The organism is Micromonospora sp. NBC_01796 (assembly GCF_035917455.1).
Taxonomy (GTDB): Bacteria; Actinomycetota; Actinomycetes; order Mycobacteriales; family Micromonosporaceae; genus Micromonospora_G.
On record NZ_CP109078.1, the window covers coordinates 6,930,133 to 6,945,317 of the forward strand.

Annotated in this window: 13 protein-coding genes; 5 read left to right on the top strand and 8 right to left on the bottom strand. The window is 70.8% G+C overall.

Going from position 1 to position 15,185, the window contains the following annotated elements:
* The first annotated feature begins 40 nt into the window (after positions 1-40).
* Positions 41-652, top strand: coding sequence for a TetR/AcrR family transcriptional regulator (locus OIE47_RS30950; RefSeq protein ID WP_326558062.1), 612 nt, complete (start codon positions 41-43; stop codon positions 650-652).
* 18 nt (positions 653-670) lie between these two features.
* Here OIE47_RS30950 and OIE47_RS30955 read toward each other — a convergent pair whose 3' ends face one another.
* The 3 genes from OIE47_RS30955 to OIE47_RS30965 all read right to left on the bottom strand — a co-directional run bounded on the left by OIE47_RS30955 (position 671) and on the right by OIE47_RS30965 (position 3,404).
* Positions 671-1,651, bottom strand: coding sequence for a LysR family transcriptional regulator (locus OIE47_RS30955; RefSeq protein WP_326558063.1), 981 nt, complete (start codon positions 1,649-1,651; stop codon positions 671-673).
* Positions 1,652-1,679: 28 nt separating this feature from the next.
* A complete protein-coding gene (locus tag OIE47_RS30960; RefSeq protein WP_326558064.1) occupies positions 1,680-2,414 on the bottom strand; it encodes an SDR family oxidoreductase in 735 nt (244 codons plus the stop codon).
* Positions 2,415-2,636: 222 nt separating this feature from the next.
* Positions 2,637-3,404 carry an alpha/beta fold hydrolase gene (locus tag OIE47_RS30965; RefSeq protein WP_326558065.1) on the bottom strand — a complete coding sequence of 256 codons (768 nt, stop codon included), beginning with the start codon at positions 3,402-3,404 and terminating at the stop codon, positions 2,637-2,639.
* A 68-nt stretch (positions 3,405-3,472) separates the two neighbouring features.
* Here OIE47_RS30965 and OIE47_RS30970 point away from each other — a divergent pair, with 68 nt between their 5' ends.
* Positions 3,473-6,265: a helix-turn-helix transcriptional regulator gene (locus OIE47_RS30970; protein ID WP_326558066.1), complete on the top strand. Its 2,793-nt coding sequence runs from the start codon at positions 3,473-3,475 to the stop codon at positions 6,263-6,265.
* 114 nt (positions 6,266-6,379) lie between these two features.
* Here OIE47_RS30970 and OIE47_RS30975 read toward each other — a convergent pair whose 3' ends face one another.
* The 4 genes from OIE47_RS30975 to OIE47_RS30990 all read right to left on the bottom strand — a co-directional run bounded on the left by OIE47_RS30975 (position 6,380) and on the right by OIE47_RS30990 (position 9,920).
* A complete protein-coding gene (locus OIE47_RS30975; RefSeq protein WP_326558067.1) occupies positions 6,380-7,171 on the bottom strand; it encodes an ABC transporter permease in 792 nt (263 codons plus the stop codon).
* A complete protein-coding gene (locus OIE47_RS30980) occupies positions 7,168-8,121 on the bottom strand; it encodes an ATP-binding cassette domain-containing protein (protein WP_326558068.1) in 954 nt (317 codons plus the stop codon). Before OIE47_RS30980 ends, OIE47_RS30975 begins: the two co-directional genes overlap by 4 nt.
* 302 nt (positions 8,122-8,423) lie before the next feature.
* Complete coding sequence (locus OIE47_RS30985) at positions 8,424-9,284, bottom strand: DUF4097 family beta strand repeat-containing protein (protein ID WP_326558069.1); 861 nt, start codon at positions 9,282-9,284, stop codon at positions 8,424-8,426.
* A gap of 84 nt (positions 9,285-9,368) precedes the next feature.
* A complete protein-coding gene (locus tag OIE47_RS30990; protein ID WP_326558070.1) occupies positions 9,369-9,920 on the bottom strand; it encodes a hypothetical protein in 552 nt (183 codons plus the stop codon).
* Positions 9,921-10,290: 370 nt separating this feature from the next.
* On the opposite strand from OIE47_RS30990, the gene ahcY reads away from it, so the two are divergent.
* Positions 10,291-11,751, top strand: a complete 1,461-nt coding sequence (ahcY, locus tag OIE47_RS30995; protein ID WP_326558071.1) for an adenosylhomocysteinase — start codon at positions 10,291-10,293, stop codon at positions 11,749-11,751.
* Positions 11,752-11,797: 46 nt separating this feature from the next.
* On the opposite strand, the gene OIE47_RS31000 is transcribed toward ahcY, so the two are convergent.
* Positions 11,798-12,547, bottom strand: a complete 750-nt coding sequence (locus OIE47_RS31000) for an MBL fold metallo-hydrolase (protein WP_326558072.1) — start codon at positions 12,545-12,547, stop codon at positions 11,798-11,800.
* A 150-nt stretch (positions 12,548-12,697) separates the two neighbouring features.
* Between OIE47_RS31000 and OIE47_RS31005 the strand changes: the two genes are divergently transcribed.
* Both OIE47_RS31005 and OIE47_RS31010 read left to right on the top strand, forming a co-directional pair.
* The gene (locus tag OIE47_RS31005; protein ID WP_326558073.1) at positions 12,698-13,171 is read left to right on the top strand and encodes a VOC family protein; all 474 of its coding nucleotides are present in this window, start codon (positions 12,698-12,700) and stop codon (positions 13,169-13,171) included.
* A 479-nt stretch (positions 13,172-13,650) separates the two neighbouring features.
* Complete coding sequence (locus OIE47_RS31010; RefSeq protein ID WP_326558074.1) at positions 13,651-15,087, top strand: endo-1,4-beta-xylanase; 1,437 nt, start codon at positions 13,651-13,653, stop codon at positions 15,085-15,087.
* Positions 15,088-15,185 lie beyond the last annotated feature (98 nt).

Below are 15,185 nucleotides of genomic sequence, written 5' to 3' on the forward strand. Positions count from 1 at the left end.
GATCTTGCCCCGGGTGTCGGGGCGGAGGAGGAGTGGCGAGATGGGCCAGGCCGACGTACCGGCTCGGGTCGACGGGCGGACCGCACGCGCGGAACGTACCCGGGCGGCGATCGTCGAGGCGCACCTCGCGCTCATCTCCGAAGGGGACCTCCGGCCGACCGGTGAACGGATCGCCGACCGGGCCGGGGTGTCCCTGCGTACGCTCTGGACGAACTTCAAGGACATGGAGACCCTCTTCGAGGCCAGCGGGGAGCGCCTGCTCCAGGAGCAGGACGCCGCGTACCGGCGGATCTCACCCGACCTGCCGCTGGCCAAGCGCGTCGACGCGTACTGCCGCCAGCGCGCCCGGCTGCTCCAACTGATCACCCCGTCGGCGCGGGCCGCGCAGATGCGCGAACCGGTCTCCGCCCAGCTCCACCTCAACCGGCTCAAACACATCGACCGGGTACGCGACGAGGTGCTCGACCTGTTCGCCGCCGAACTCGACCGGGCCGGCGCCGGACGGGACGAACTCGTCAACGCCCTGGTGGCGGCGAGCATGTGGCCGGCCTGGTCGATGCTGCGCGACGGTCTCGGGCTCGGTGTCGACAAGGCCCGCGCGGTGATGACCCGTACGGTGCGAGCGCTGCTGACCGAGTCGAAGGTCTCCTGACCCCCGGCGAGGCGGTGCTCAGCCAGGAAGGGTCAGGTGGTCGTCCACCATCGCCATCAGCGCGGCGGTGGCCGAGCTGACCCGGCGTTGCTCCGCCGTCGCCAGGTGCAGCGACCACTCCAGGGACTGGTCCGTCACCGGCAGCGCCCTGCACAGCGGTGTCCGGGGGACGGTGTGCGTCGGCAGGATGGTCACGCCGAGGCCGTGGCTGGCGAAGTCGGCCGCCACCCCCACGTCGGTCACCTCCATGCCGATCACCCGTTCCAGCCCGGCCGCCCGGAACGCGGCGTCGTTGGCGGTCCGGTTGGCGTACCCGAGCGGGTAGTCGATGAACGGCTCGTCGGCCACCTCGGCCAGGGTCACCGAGTCCTGCCGGGCCAGCGGATGGTCGGCCGGTACGACCACCACCTGCGGGATCCGTACCAGCAGGCGGGTCCGCAGGTGCGGGAACGGGCGGCCGCCGATGCCGAGGAACGCGACGTCGACCTCGCCGTCGACCAGGGAGCGGGCCAGTCCGGCCGAACCGTCCCAGGTGGCCGCCCGCAACCGCAGGCGTACGCGCGGGTGGGTCCGGTGGAACTCGCCCAGCAGACCGGCGAAGTCGATGCCGCCGACACCGGTCAGGCAGCCGACGGCAACCGAGCCGTGCAGTTCCCGGCCCACCTCGTTGACGGCGTCCCGGGCCGACTGGGCCGCGTCGAGGGTCGCCCGCGCCCTGGGCAGCAGCGCCTCTCCGGCGTCGGTCAGCGAGAACCGCTGCGCGCCGCGCTCGAACAGCACCGCGCCGAGTTCACGTTCCAAGGCGGAGATCGCGGACGAGACGGCGGACTGCACCACGTGCAGCCGACCCGCCGCGCGGGTGAAACTGCGCTCCGCCGCGACCGCGACGAAATACTCCAGATGCCTGAGCTCCACTCCGCCAAGGATCACATACTCCGACGGGCGGGCGGCCCGTACCCGGGGCGACCGGCGCCCGCCCCGCCCCGTTACCTCGCTCATCGTGGACTCCTGTCGACCCGTTCGTGGGTCAGATGGCGCCGCCGTTGGCGTACAGCACCTGGCCGTTGATCCAGCGGGCCGGACCGGCGAGGAAGACGATGATCTCGGCGATGTCCTGCGAGGTGCCGATCCGCTCCAGCGGCGGCTCGGCCGCCATCCGGGTCAGGGTCGCCTCGTCCTTGCCGTCGAAGAAGAGCTGGGTCGCGGTCGGGCCGGGCGCCACCACGTTCACGGTGATGTCCCGACCGCGCAGTTCGCGGGCCAGGATCAGGGTGATCGCCTCCACCCCGCCCTTGCTCGCGGCGTAGGCGGTGTAGCCGGGCCGGGCGAACCGGCTGATCGAGCTGGAGATGTTGATGATCGCGCCACCGGAGCGCATCCGGCGGGCGGCCTGCTGGTCGACCACGAAGGTGCCCCGGAGGTTGGTCCGGATGATCCGGTCCAGCAGATCGAGGTCGAGGTCGACCAGCGGACTGACCGGCATGATGCCGGCCGCGTGGACCACCACGTCAACGCCGCCGTACTCGCGCTCGGCCGCGTCGAAGACCGCGGCGACCGCGGTTTCGTCGGCGACGTCACCCTGTACGGCGATCGCGTTGCCGCCCCTGGCGGTGATCGCGGCGACCGTGCTGTCCGCGTCGACCTTGTTGCCGGCGTAGTTCACGACGACGGCGTACCCGTCGGCGGCCAGCCGTTCCGCGCTCTCGCGGCCGATGCCACGGGAGCCACCGGTGATGATCGCTACGCGGTGGGGGGTGTTCATGGTTGACGCTCCTTCAGCCGGGGATCTTGCCGTCGAGCCAAGCGTGACCCCCGGGTGGCATCAAATCCAACGAATCATTCCGATGATCAACATCTCTGTGGGAGATGGTGGACGTGAGCCGTCCAGGTTCCGAACCCGGATACAGTATCCGACGCGGATGCCGGGCGAGGTGCGGCAATGAGACAACCCACCGGCCTGGCGGCCCTCTCGGGGACCGGGGGATCAGGCCCCCAGGAAGTCGACGATGGCCAGGGCGAAACCCGGATCGCGTACGACACCGAGGTGGTCGCCCGGCAGCACGAGCAGCTTTCCGTCGGTGATCGCGTCGGCGAGCACCTCCGGTCGGCTGGCGAGGTGGTCCTCGACGCCGCAGAGGACCAGCGTCGGCGCGGTGATCCGGTCCAGCGGAATCCGCCCGGTCCGTACGGCGGCGACCTGGGCCGCCAGCGCCAGCCGGTCGGCGCCCACCGCGTCGGCCAGGATCCGGAACGGTGCCCCCGGCAGGGCGGCGATGTCGGCCGGATCCTCGGCGAGCAGAGCCCTGGTCACCTCACCCGGAGGCATCGCCCGGGTGTCGAGGCCGCCCAGTTCGACGACCGCGGACCCGACGCCGCCCAGGACGAGCCGGCGGACCCGTCTGTCGGTGCTGGCCAGCAGTGCCGACACCACCGCGCCCATCGAGTAGCCGACGAGGTCGATCCGGTCCACGTCGAGCAGGTCGACCAGCGCGGCGAGGTCACGGGCCATGGCGACTTCGCCGTACCGGGCGGGTTCGTGGGGCTTGCCCGACGCGCCGTGCCCGCGCGCGTCCGGGGCGACCACCCAGCGCCCGGCGTCGGTGAGCGCGGCGACCACTCCGGGCCCGACGAAGTTGGTGGTGGCGTCGACCACGAAGCCGTGGTGCAGCACCACGGGCGGGGTGTCGTCCGGGGTGCCCCACCGCTGGTAGGCGATCTCCACGCCGTCGAACGACCGGAATCGATGGGCCATTGAGTCACCAGCCTCTTTCCAACTCGTTACTCATAGGTAACACTGAGTCTATGGTTACTGCATCGACAGTGCAAATAACCACCCTCCGTGGCCGGATCGCGGAGCGACACGCGGTCGCGGGCCTGCTCGACCGGGCGGCCCGGGGCAACGGCGGAGCGCTGCTCTTCCACGGTCCACCGGGAATGGGCAAGACCACCCTGCTCGGGTATGCCAGGACCATCGCCACCGAGGCCACCGTGCTGGCCGCCACCGGCCTGGCCGAGGAGAGCGCACTCGCGTACGCCGGGCTCCAGCGCCTGGTCGAGCCGGTGCTCGACCACACCGCCACCCTGCCCACCTCGCTCGCCCGCGTCCTCGCCCGAGCCCTCGCCGGTGGGGGCTGCCCCGCGTCGGACCGGTTCGCCCTCGCCATGGCGGTACGCGGCCTGCTCGTCGCCGCCGGCCGGGACCGGCCCGTGCTCTGCACCGTGGACGACGTCGAACTGCTCGACCCACCGTCGACCGACGCGCTGACCTTCGCCGCCCGACGACTGCGGGACCAGCCGGTCGCCGTCTTCTTCGGTGCCGGACCGGACACCGCGCTCGGCGGCATCCCGGCCCGGCACCTCGACGGCCTGGACGACACCACCAGCGTCGAACTCCTCGCCGACCTGCTACCCGAGCCGCTGCCCGCCCGGGTTGCCGCCGCCCTCGTCGCGCTCGCCGCCGGCAACCCGCAGGCGCTCGCCGACCTCGCCGCCGCGCTCACCCCGGCGCAGCGCCGGGGCGACGAACCGCCACCCGCCACCCTCGCCCCGGACAGCGTCCTGCGCAGGCGCTACCGCCAGCGGCTGGCCGGTCTGCCGCCGGACACCCGGTGGCTGCTGCTGCTCGCCGCCCTCGACGACGAACTGGACGCGTCCACCCTGGTCCGGGCCGCCCAGGCATCCGGGATGGTGATCGACGCCCTCACCCCGGCCGAGCTGTCCGGCCTGGTCCGGGTCGACACCCACCGGGTCCACTTCGCCCACCCCCTGGTACGGGCCATCGTGCACGACGAGGCGCCGCTGGCCCGGCGACGTACCGGGCACCTGCGACTGGCCGGGGTCCTCGACGGTGAACGGGAACGGCTGCGCCGGGCGGTCCACCTCGCGGCGGCGGCGGTGGGCCCGGACCCGGACCTCGCCGCCGAACTCGAACGGGCAGCCGCCAGCGGCGGAGGAGGTTACGCCACCGCGTCGGCGGCGTTGGAGCGGGCCGCGCAGCTCACCCCCGAACCGGCCGCGGCGGCGACCCGGTTGGTGACCGCCGCCCGCTACGCCTGGCTCGCCGGGCGCCCCCGCCGCGCCCGGGAACTCCTCGGTGGACTGGTCGGCGGGCCGCTCGGGCAGGCGGGCGTACCGTCTCCCGACTCGCTCATCCCGGAGGTGCCCGGAGCCGTCCCGGTCGGGCCGGAACTGCTCGGCACGGTTCAACTCCTGCGCGGGGAGATGGAACTGCGCGCGGGCTCCGCCGCGGTGGCGATCGAGATCCTGCTCGCCGCCGGGGACCTGCTCGCCGACCACCGACCCGACCTCGCGCTCACCGCCCTGGTCCGGGCCGGTGAGGCGGCCAGCTTCGTCGGCGACGACCGCCGTTTCGACGAACTGGCCCGCCGCGCCGCCGCGCTGCGCCACCCGGTGGAGTCACCGGCCACCGAGCTGATGTCCGACCACGTTGTCGGGTTCGGTGCGATGCTTCGCGGCGACCACGGGTTGGCCGTACCGGCGTTGCGGCGGGTGGTCGCACTCGCGACCCGACTCGACGACGCGGCCGCGCTGGCGGTGGCGAGCGCGGACAGCCTGTTGCTGGCCGACGACCGGGGCGCCCACCGGTCGGCCAGCCGCGCCGCCGAACTGGCCCGCACCACCGGGCAGGTCGCGCTGCTGCCCAGGGTGCTGGAACTGAGGGCGTGCGCGGAGTACTGGCTCGGCCCGGACGAGGTGGCAATCGAGACCGCCCGGGAGGGACTGCGTACGGCACGGGACACCGGGCAGGACAACTGCGCCGCCACCCACCTGGGCCTGCTCGCGGTCTTCGCCGCCATCGCGGGCGACCACCGGGCCTGCGGCCGTTGGCTGGGAGAGCTGGGGGAGGGACCGGACGGTGAGAGTCGACCCCGGGCCCTGGGCCAGTGGGCGCTGGGCGTACTCGACCTGACCGCCGGCAGGTGCGACGACGCGGTCACCAGGCTGGCCGGGCTGGCCGACCCGGTCACCGGGCACGGCCAGATCCTCATCCAGATGATGGCCCTGCCGTACCTGGTCGAGGCCGCCGCCAGGTGTGCCGACCCCGGACCGGCGCTCGTCGCCCTCGCGGTCTTCGACCAGTGGGCGAACAACACCGGGGATCCGGCCCGTCGTGCCATCTCGGCCCGGTGCCACGCCCTGCTGGCGCCGCGCGGCAGCGACGAGGCCGAGGCGGCGTTCCGTACGGCGTTGCTGCTGCACCCCGCCGCCGGCTCGGAGTTCGAGCGGGCGCGTACGGAGCTGCTCTTCGGCAAGGAACTGCGGCGCAGCCGGCGGCCCCGCGACGCACGGGAGTACCTGCACAGCGCGTGGGAGTCGTTCGTGCACCTCGGTACGCAGGTGTGGGCCGCGCAGGCGATTGCCGAGTTGCGGGCGGCGGGGGAGGCGGTCGAGGCGTCGGCGGTGCCGGTGACCGGGGCGCTGACCGCCCAGCAGTTGCAGATCGCCCGGCTGGTGGCCGAGGGTGCGACCAACCGGGAGGTGGCGGCCCGGCTGTTCCTGTCCACCCGAACCGTCGACCACCACATGCGCAACATCTTCAGCCGGCTCGGCATCCGGTCCCGGACCGACCTGGTACGGGTCATGTCGTCCTAGCCGCAGGCTCGCGCCACGGGGACGGCACGATGGCCCGTGCCGGGTCACCGGACGGGCCACCGTGCTAATCGGATACCTGCGACAACATCTCCGACCCGCCGGGTCGCGGCGCGGTCACCTGGCCGGGTCCCGGTTGTACGACCGCAGCGCCCACAGGTAGCCGAGCACGGTGATGGCGAGGCACCAGGCGGCGGCGATGATGGCGTTGTTGCCGATCGGACCCCCGGTCAGCAGTCCGCGCAGGGTCTCGATGACCGCCGTGAACGGCTGGTACTCGGCGAACCAGCGCAGCCCCACCGGAAGGGAGTCGGTGGGCACGAATCCGCTGCCGAAGAAGGGGAGGAGCAACAGAATGGAGGGGGAGTTGCTGGCGCTCTCGACACTCTTGGCCGCCATCCCCAGACCAACCGCCAACCAGGTGACCGCGAGAGTGATCATCGTGAGCACGCCGAACGCCGCGACCCACTCGACCGGGCCGGCCGAGGGCCGGAAGCCGAGGAGCAGCGCCACCCCGATCACCACCACGATGGCGAGCAGTGTCTGGAGCATGGCCCCGACGACATGCCCGGTCAGTACGGCCGCCCGGGAGATCGCCATCGTACGGAACCGGGCGACGATGCCCTCGGTCATGTCCATGGCGATCGAGATCGCCGTGCCCTGCGCCGTACCGGCCACGGTCATCATGAGGATGCCGGGGACGACGTATCTCAGGTACTCCGCCCGCCCACCCGAGGTGCCGCCGAGTCCCGCCCCCAGGGTGCCGCCGAAGACGAAGACGAACAGCAGGAGGAACACCAGCGGCCCACCGATCACGAACATCGTCAGGGACGGGTAGCGCACCATGCGCTTGAGGTTGCGCCGGAGCATGGTCGCCGAGTCGTGCGCGGCGTAGGAGAGGGTGGTCATCGTACGAACTCCGTCTTCTGGTCGGCCTGTCCGGTGAGCGAGAGGAACACGTCGTCGAGATCGGGGGTGTGCAGCGAGAGGCCGTCGACCTCCACCGAGTCACGGTCGAGCTGGTCGAGTACGGCCCGCAGGGCCCGGAAGCTGCCGTCGGTCGGCACCCGCAGGGTGAGGCCGGTGTCGTCCCGGGTGGACTCGACGAGCCCACGGGCCGCGGTGTCGAGCCCGTTCGCGTCGGCGAAGCGCAGCTCCACGTGGCCACCGGGGATCAGGGCCTTGAGCTGGCTCGGCGTCCCCTCGGCGACCAGCCTGCCGTGGTCGAGTACGGCGATCCGGTCGGCGAGCTGGTCCGCCTCCTCCAGGTACTGGGTGGTGAGGAAGATCGTCACCCCGCGGGCGACCAGATCGCGGATGATCTCCCACATGGTGCGCCGGCTGCGCGGGTCGAGGCCCGTCGTCGGCTCGTCGAGGAAGATGACCCGAGGGCTGCCGACCAGGGTCATCGCGAGATCGAGCCGACGACGCATCCCGCCGGAGTAGGTGGATGCGGGCTTCCTGGCGGCCTCGGCCAGGTCGAACCGGTCGAGCAGGTCGGTGGCGAGGCGGCGTCCCGCCGGGCGGCCCAGGTGACGCAGGTCCGCCATCAGCAGCAGGTTCTCCTCGCCGGTGAGCAGGTTGTCGACCGCCGAGAACTGGCCGGTCACCCCGATCACACCGCGTACGCCGTCCGGGTTCCGGGCGAGGTCGTGGCCGGCGATCCGTACGTCCCCGCCGTCGGCGCTGATCAACGTGGACAGGATCTGCACCATGGTGGTCTTGCCGGCGCCGTTCGGGCCGAGCAACGAGAAGATCGTCCCCTCGGGTACGTCCAGGTCGATGCCGTCGAGCACGACCTGCTTACCGAACGACTTACGCAGTCCGGCGACCGCGATCGCCGATCCGGGTGTGGTCATCTCATCTCCTTGTGTTGGTGCGAGGTGTACTGGCCGGGTCAGGGCAGCCGACATCGCCCGGCGTAGGGCCGGGTGTGGTTCGACTGCGGTGGGAGGCTCGGGCAACGAGCGGGAAGCGGACGGCGGTGGCACGGGCTCACCGGTGCCGGCGTTCGCCCCTGATCGGGCGGGAGGCCGGCGGGACGCGGCGCGGAACCGTCCTCGCGAGCGCGGTTGTGCGTGTGGGGGCCGACGGTTGTTCGGGTGGCAGGGTGGCTGGGGAGTCAGCGCTGCCGGCGGTGGCCGTCAGGGCTGGGCTGGGGTCACCCGGCGGGGGCGATGGTGGAACGGCGGATCAGGATGCCGCCGGCGTAGGTGCGGGCGCGTACCTCGACGGTCTCGTCCGATCCGCCGGGCCCCTCGGAGGTGTCCAGGTCGTTGCGGACCCGGCCGGACACGGACCTCACGTCGAGCCAGGCTGCCGTACCCCTGCGGATGCCGACCTCCAGGTCACCGGCGGCGGACTCGATCACCACCGAGCCCCGGACGACCTCTCCGATGCGGACGTTGCCGTTCGCGGTCTTCGCCGTCACCGCGCCGAGTGCCCGGTCGACGGAGATGTCCCCGTTGGCCGCGTTCGACCGCAGGTCCCCGGTAACCTCGCCGATGCTGATGTCACCGTTGGAATTCTTGATCACCGCTTGACCGTCGACTACGCGGATCTCCACGTCACCGGAGTGGGTGGTGACCTCGGTGTTGCCGGTGATGTGGCCCACCGTGACCCGACCGCTGCTGGTGTGCGCGTGCAGCGCGCCGGTACGGTCCAGCCCGATGTTGCCGAGGCTGGTCTTGAACCGGCACTCGCCGAGCCGACCCTCGGTGTCGAAGTCGGCCAGCGAGGCGTAGGCGCGTACGTCCGAGCCGGCGGGCAACTCGACGGTCACCTCGACCGACCCGACCTTGTTGCTGAAGAGCGTGCGCAGCTTGGGCGCCTTGACCAGCAGCTTGCCGTCGGTGAACTCGACCCGTGTCTGCTCGGCCGCCTTCACGTCGAGTTCGTTGGCGTGGTCGTTCGGCTGGACCTCGACCACCGTCTGGCCGCGGTCGGTGGCGGTGATCCGGGCGCGGCCGACAACGAGGTCGATCGTCGCGGAGATGGGGCCGGGGGTGTCGAAATTAGGCATGGCGGTGCCCTCCTGATGGGTCTGGTGGATGTCTTGCGGGAGTGGGCGCTGGTTGGTGCAGCGATGTGGCGGGTGGATCGGCGGCTAGCGGACCCAGCCGGTGTAGTGCTGTCCGGCCCAGCTCTTCTGCCGCTCGGGCTGGCGGTCGCGTTCCTCCTGCGCGAGCGCGGTGGCGGCGACCCGGACCAGCCAGGCGTTGACCGAAAGGCGTTCCCGGCCCGCGGCCTCCTCGATCCGGGCCTTGAGCTGCTCGGGCAGGCGGAAGTTGATCCGTGAGACGGCGCCGTCGTCGGTGTCCGGCACGGGGGTCGGCGCGGCGGCCGTCCGGGGCTCGGTCGGGCTCTCGTACGCGTCGAAGCTGTCCCCGGCGGCGTGTCCCGGCGCCAGTGTGGCCGGGGGTGGCGCCACGACGAACTCCGGCTCGCCGGCCCGGAGGCGGAGATCCACGGAGCCCGGTGCGAGGTCGCGGGTGATCTCGTCCGCCGCCGCCGACAGCGCGTCGAGCAGGGTGAGCCGGACGGCCGACTCCAGCGGTGCGGTCAGGCGCTCGGCGAGGGCGCGGGCGTCGTCGCCCCCGGCCTCGGCGGCGACCGCGAGCTGCCGCCGCAGGTTGTCGACGTACTGCGTGATGTCCATGGCACCATCATGGCACCGCGATGGCGCCATGGCAAGGCGAATTTGGGACTGATGGCGCCAGGGGGTGCCTCGTTGGCGCCACGATGGCATCATCGGGTGCCATCCGTTGTCGAGATGGCATCGGTGGCGCCCGGCTCGGACCGGGTTATGATTTCTGTGCGCCCCACGGGGCGCGGCTCGGGTCGAGAGGCGCTGCGACGGATTCCATCCGCCACGCTCGATCTATGGCCAGACACAAGGGCGCCTCCGAGCAGGAGGTGCCCTTTTTGGCATCTTCTGCCGCGCTGCGGGCTACCACCGTCGCGGCGCCGTACCGGTGCGGACCCCGTCCCACCGACCTCCAGCATCACGGAGTACGGAAGAGGAATCCATGAACGCACGACTGCAAGAGATCAACGGCGTCGAATTCGCGGTGGCGGACCTGTCGCTCGCCGCCGCGGGACGGCACCAGATGCGGCTGGCCGAACACGAGATGCCCGGCCTGATGGCGATCCGGCGGGAGTTCGCCGACGCCCAACCACTGCGCGGAGCACGGGTCGCGGGCTCACTGCACATGACCATCCAGACCGCCGTGCTCATCGAGACCCTCGTCGCCCTCGGCGCCCAGGTCCGCTGGGTCTCGTGCAACATCTTCTCCACCCAGGACGAGGCCGCCGCCGCGGTTGTCGTCGGCCCCGGCGGCTCGGTCGAGGCGCCCGGCGGTACCCCCGTGTTCGCCTGGAAGGGCGAAACCCTGGAGGAGTACTGGTGGTGCACCATGCAACTGTTCGACTTCGGCGACGGGCAGGGCCCGAACATGATCGTCGACGACGGTGGCGACGCGACGCTGCTCGTACACAAGGGTTTCGAGTACGAGAAGACCGGTGCCGTACCGCTGCCGGACGACGACGACCACGTCGAGTACAAGCTGATCCTGCAGACCCTGGCCGACAGCCTCGCCACCGACAACCAGCGCTTCACCCGGGTCGTCGGCGAGATGCGCGGCGTCACCGAGGAGACCACCAACGGCGTCGGCCGGCTCTACCGGCTCGCCCGCAGCGGCCAACTGCTGTTCCCGGCCATCAACGTCAACGACTCGGTGACCAAGTCGAAGTTCGACAACAAGTACGGCATTCGCCACTCCCTCGCCGACGGCCTCAACCGGGCCACCGACGTGATGCTCGGCGGCAAGCTCGCCGTCGTCTGCGGCTACGGCGACGTGGGCAAGGGTGCGGCCGAGTCGCTGCGCGGCCAGGGTGCCCGGGTCGTGGTCACCGAGATCGACCCGATCTGCGCACTACAGGCCGCGATGGAGGGGCTCCAGGTCGTCGAACTCGAAGACGTGGTGTCGACCGGGGACATCTTCATCACCACCACCGGCGGCACCGACATCATCATGGCCGAGCACATGGCCGCGATGAAGCACAACGCGATCGTCGGCAACGTCGGCCACTTCGACCTCGAGGTGGACATGGCCGGCCTGGCCCGGACTCCGGGCATCGAACGGGTGGAGATCAAGCCGCAGGTGCACGAGTGGCGCTTCCCGGACGGACACTCGATCATCGTCCTGTCCGAGGGCCGGCTGATGAACCTCGGTAACGCCACCGGCCACCCGAGTTTCGTCATGTCGAACTCGTTCACCAACCAGGCGATGGCGCAGATCGAGCTGTTCACCAAGCCCGGCCAGTACGCCAAGGACGTCTACGTGCTGCCCAAGCACCTGGACGAGAAGGTGGCCCGGCTCCACCTGGACGCGCTCGGCGTACGCCTGACGACCCTCACGAAGAAGCAGGCCGAGTACCTGAGCGTCGACGTCGAAGGCCCGTACAAGGCGGACCACTACCGCTACTGATCCCGGCGGGAACCGCTCCGGAAGCCGTCAACGGCTTCCGGAGCGGTCAGGTCGCCCGGAGGGTGAGCGCGGTCCCGACCGTGTTCGGGACGAACGCGTCCCCGAAACGCGCCGCCATCGCCTGCTGCGCCCGCCACCCGGTGCAGTGGGCGGGGAGGAGCACCGAGGGCGTCAGTTCGGCGAGGTCCGTCAGGACCCTCGGGATCAGCGGCTCGAACACCGGTCCGTTGAGATGGAAACCGCCGATCACCGCGTGCAGCGGCCGGTCGTGGGTGAGTCGTCGCGCGTACCGGCTGATGTTCACCACGCCCGCGTGCCCGCAGCCGGTCATGACCAGCAGGCCCTTGCCGCGGACGTCGATGATCAGTGCCTGGTCGTCGAGGACCAGCGGGTCCGGCTCCCATTTCCCGTCGCGCCATGCCTGCTGCGGTGGGAAACCCGGCTCGTATCCGGTGGTACGCGGCACCTCCCCGGTGATCAGGACCGATCCGTCGAACAGGAAACCGGGCTGACGCTCCTCGACCACGGTGAACCCGGCACCTTCGAGCGCCCGCCGGCTGGTGGTCGGAAGCTCCCTGGGTTCGACACCGGGCAGGGTCATCCGTCGGCGGTGCCAGAAGTGCGGGTGGATCAGCACCGGCAGGTTGACCCGGCCACCCAGCGCGCGGATCAGCCCGTCGAGCCCGGTGGTGTGGTCGAAATGCCCGTGGCTGCAGACGATCGCCTCGATGGAGCCCGGGTCGATGTCGAGCCGGCGCATGTTCTCCAGTGATCGCCGGGCGCTCCGCCTGTGCACATCCATCGAGTATCACGGCCGCGGTGCCCGTCACCGGGTGAAACCGTGCCGATCCACGCCCCGGCGATTTAGGGCTGGGGCTGACCTAGATCGGTTCTAGCCTGTGCCGTGTCGAACCCGAGCGCTACAGCGGAACGAGGAAATCGAACGATGATGGTTGTTCCTTCCGGATACCACACCGTTACCCCGTGGATCATCTCGCGCGGGAGTACCGGTGCACTGATCGACTTCGTCGTGGCGGTGTTCGACGCCACCGAGCTGGCCCGGTTGGGGCCGGACGGGGCGATCGGCCACGCCGAGGTCCGCATCGGGGACTCCGTGGTGATGATGTTCGACCAGCCCCGGTGGCCGAACACGCCGAGCTTCCTGCGCCTCTACGTCGCCGACGACGTAGAGGTGCTGAGCCGGGCCGTCGAGCGTGGCGCGACCGTTGTCACCGAGCCGACCGAGTTGTTCTGGGGAGACCGGGTCAGCCGGTTCCGCGATCCGTTCGGCAACCTCTGGTGGATCCACCAGCGGGTGGCCGAGCCGACCGAGGAGGAGATGGGCCGCAGGCTCCGGGACCCCGAGTTCGTCAAGGCGATGGAGTACGTGCAGAGCGCGGAGTTCTTCCCCGGCAGTTGACCCCGGCGGGCCGATGTGTCGTCGTCAGCACCGCAAGTTACCGGTAATGTCCTGAAAACACGGTCGGGGTTTGCGGTGCTGCTTTCGCGCTCCGGTCCGTCGTCGCCGATGGTGTCGTGCCTGCTCACGTTCAGTCCCCACGAGCGCGCCACGACGGGCCGGATGGGCGCCGGCCGGACGGCGGGCGCCGAGCGACCATTGATAGTTTCTGAAACTTTCCGCTAACATCGATCCACGCAACTGTTTCTGCAAGATCCAGAAGATGACGTGCCAGGCATGTTGGCGCTGCCTGCCCACGTCGACTGATGGATGGTCAGAAGACGCCAGGTCGATGCTGTAGCGGTATGCCCCTCCGGGCGGTGGGCGCCGTTATGAGCCGGGCGAGGCCGACGACTTCGCATCCGTGCACTCCGACCTGCGGGCTGGTCCTCCATGCCTGTCGGGTCCATCCCTTCCCGAACCGTCCGGAGGCAACAGAGATGAGCGACAAAAAGGATCGTCGTGGCCGACAGGTCGGACTGAGGTCGGGGCCGCGGCTGGCCCTGGTGCTCGGCACGGCGGCAACCCTCGCCGTCGGCGCGACCATGGTCTTCGCCCCGACCGCCAGCGCCGGCACCACCCTCGGCGCCTCGGCCGCCGAGAAGGGCCGCTACTTCGGCACCGCGGTCGCGGCCAACAAGCTCTCCGACTCCACCTACGTCGGAATCCTGAACCGCGAGTTCAACAGCGTCACCGCCGAGAACGAGATGAAGTGGGACGCGACCGAGCCGTCGCAGGGCAACTTCAGCTACGCCAACGCGGACCGCATCGTCAACCACGCCCGGTCCAACGGCCAGCAGGTACGCGGCCACGCGCTGGCCTGGCACTCGCAGCAGCCGGGCTGGGCCCAGAACATGTCCGGCACCGCCCTGCGCAACGCGATGCTCAACCACGTCACCCAGGTGGCAACCTACTACCGGGGCAAGATTGTCGCCTGGGACGTGGTGAACGAGGCGTTCGCCGACGGCGGTGGCGGTAACCGGCGCGACTCCAACCTCCAGCGCACCGGCAACGACTGGATCGAGGCCGCGTTCCGCGCCGCGCGGGCCGCCGACCCCGGCGCGAAGCTCTGCTACAACGACTACAACACCGACGGGCAGAACGCGAAGTCCAACGCCGTGTACGCCATGGTGCAGGACTTCAAGGCGCGCGGCGTACCGATCGACTGCGTCGGTTTCCAGTCCCACTTCAACGCCCAGAGCCCGGTGCCCAGCGACTACCAGGCCAACCTCCAGCGCTTCGCCAACCTCGGTGTCGACGTGCAGATCACCGAGCTGGACATCGAGGGTTCCGGCACCACCCAGGCCAACAACTTCGCCCGGGTGGTCCAGGCGTGCCTGGCGATCACCCGGTGCACCGGGATCACGGTCTGGGGCATCCGCGACACCGACTCGTGGCGGGCCAGCGGCACCCCGTTGCTCTTCGACGGCAGCGGCAACAAGAAGGCCGCGTACACCTCCACGCTGAACGCGCTCAACAGCGGCGGCAACCCGATCACCACTCCGCCGACGCAGCCGACCACCAACCCGCCCACCACTCCGCCGACCACGACCCCGCCGCCGACGACCACCCCGCCGCCCGGTGGCGCCGGCTGCTCCGCCACGCTGTCGAACAACGCCTGGAACGGCGGTTACGTGACCACGATCCGGGTCACGGCCGGGTCCTCGGGGACAAACGGCTGGACGATCGGCGTGACCCTCCCGTCCGGCTCCACGATCACCAACGCGTGGAACACGAACCGGAGCGGCAACACCGGCAGCGTCCAGTTCAGCAACGTCGCCTACAACGGCCGGCTGACCGCAGGTCAGGTGACCGAGTTCGGCTTCCAGGGCACCGGTAATGCCCCGAGCGGCACACCCACCTGCGCCGCGAGCTAACCACGAGCCGGTTCCGGTGCGCGGGGGCGGCGCCCTGCGCACCGGGACCCAGCTCGACAACGGCCGGAGCCCGACGGCTGCGGTGGGAGGGTGGCTGC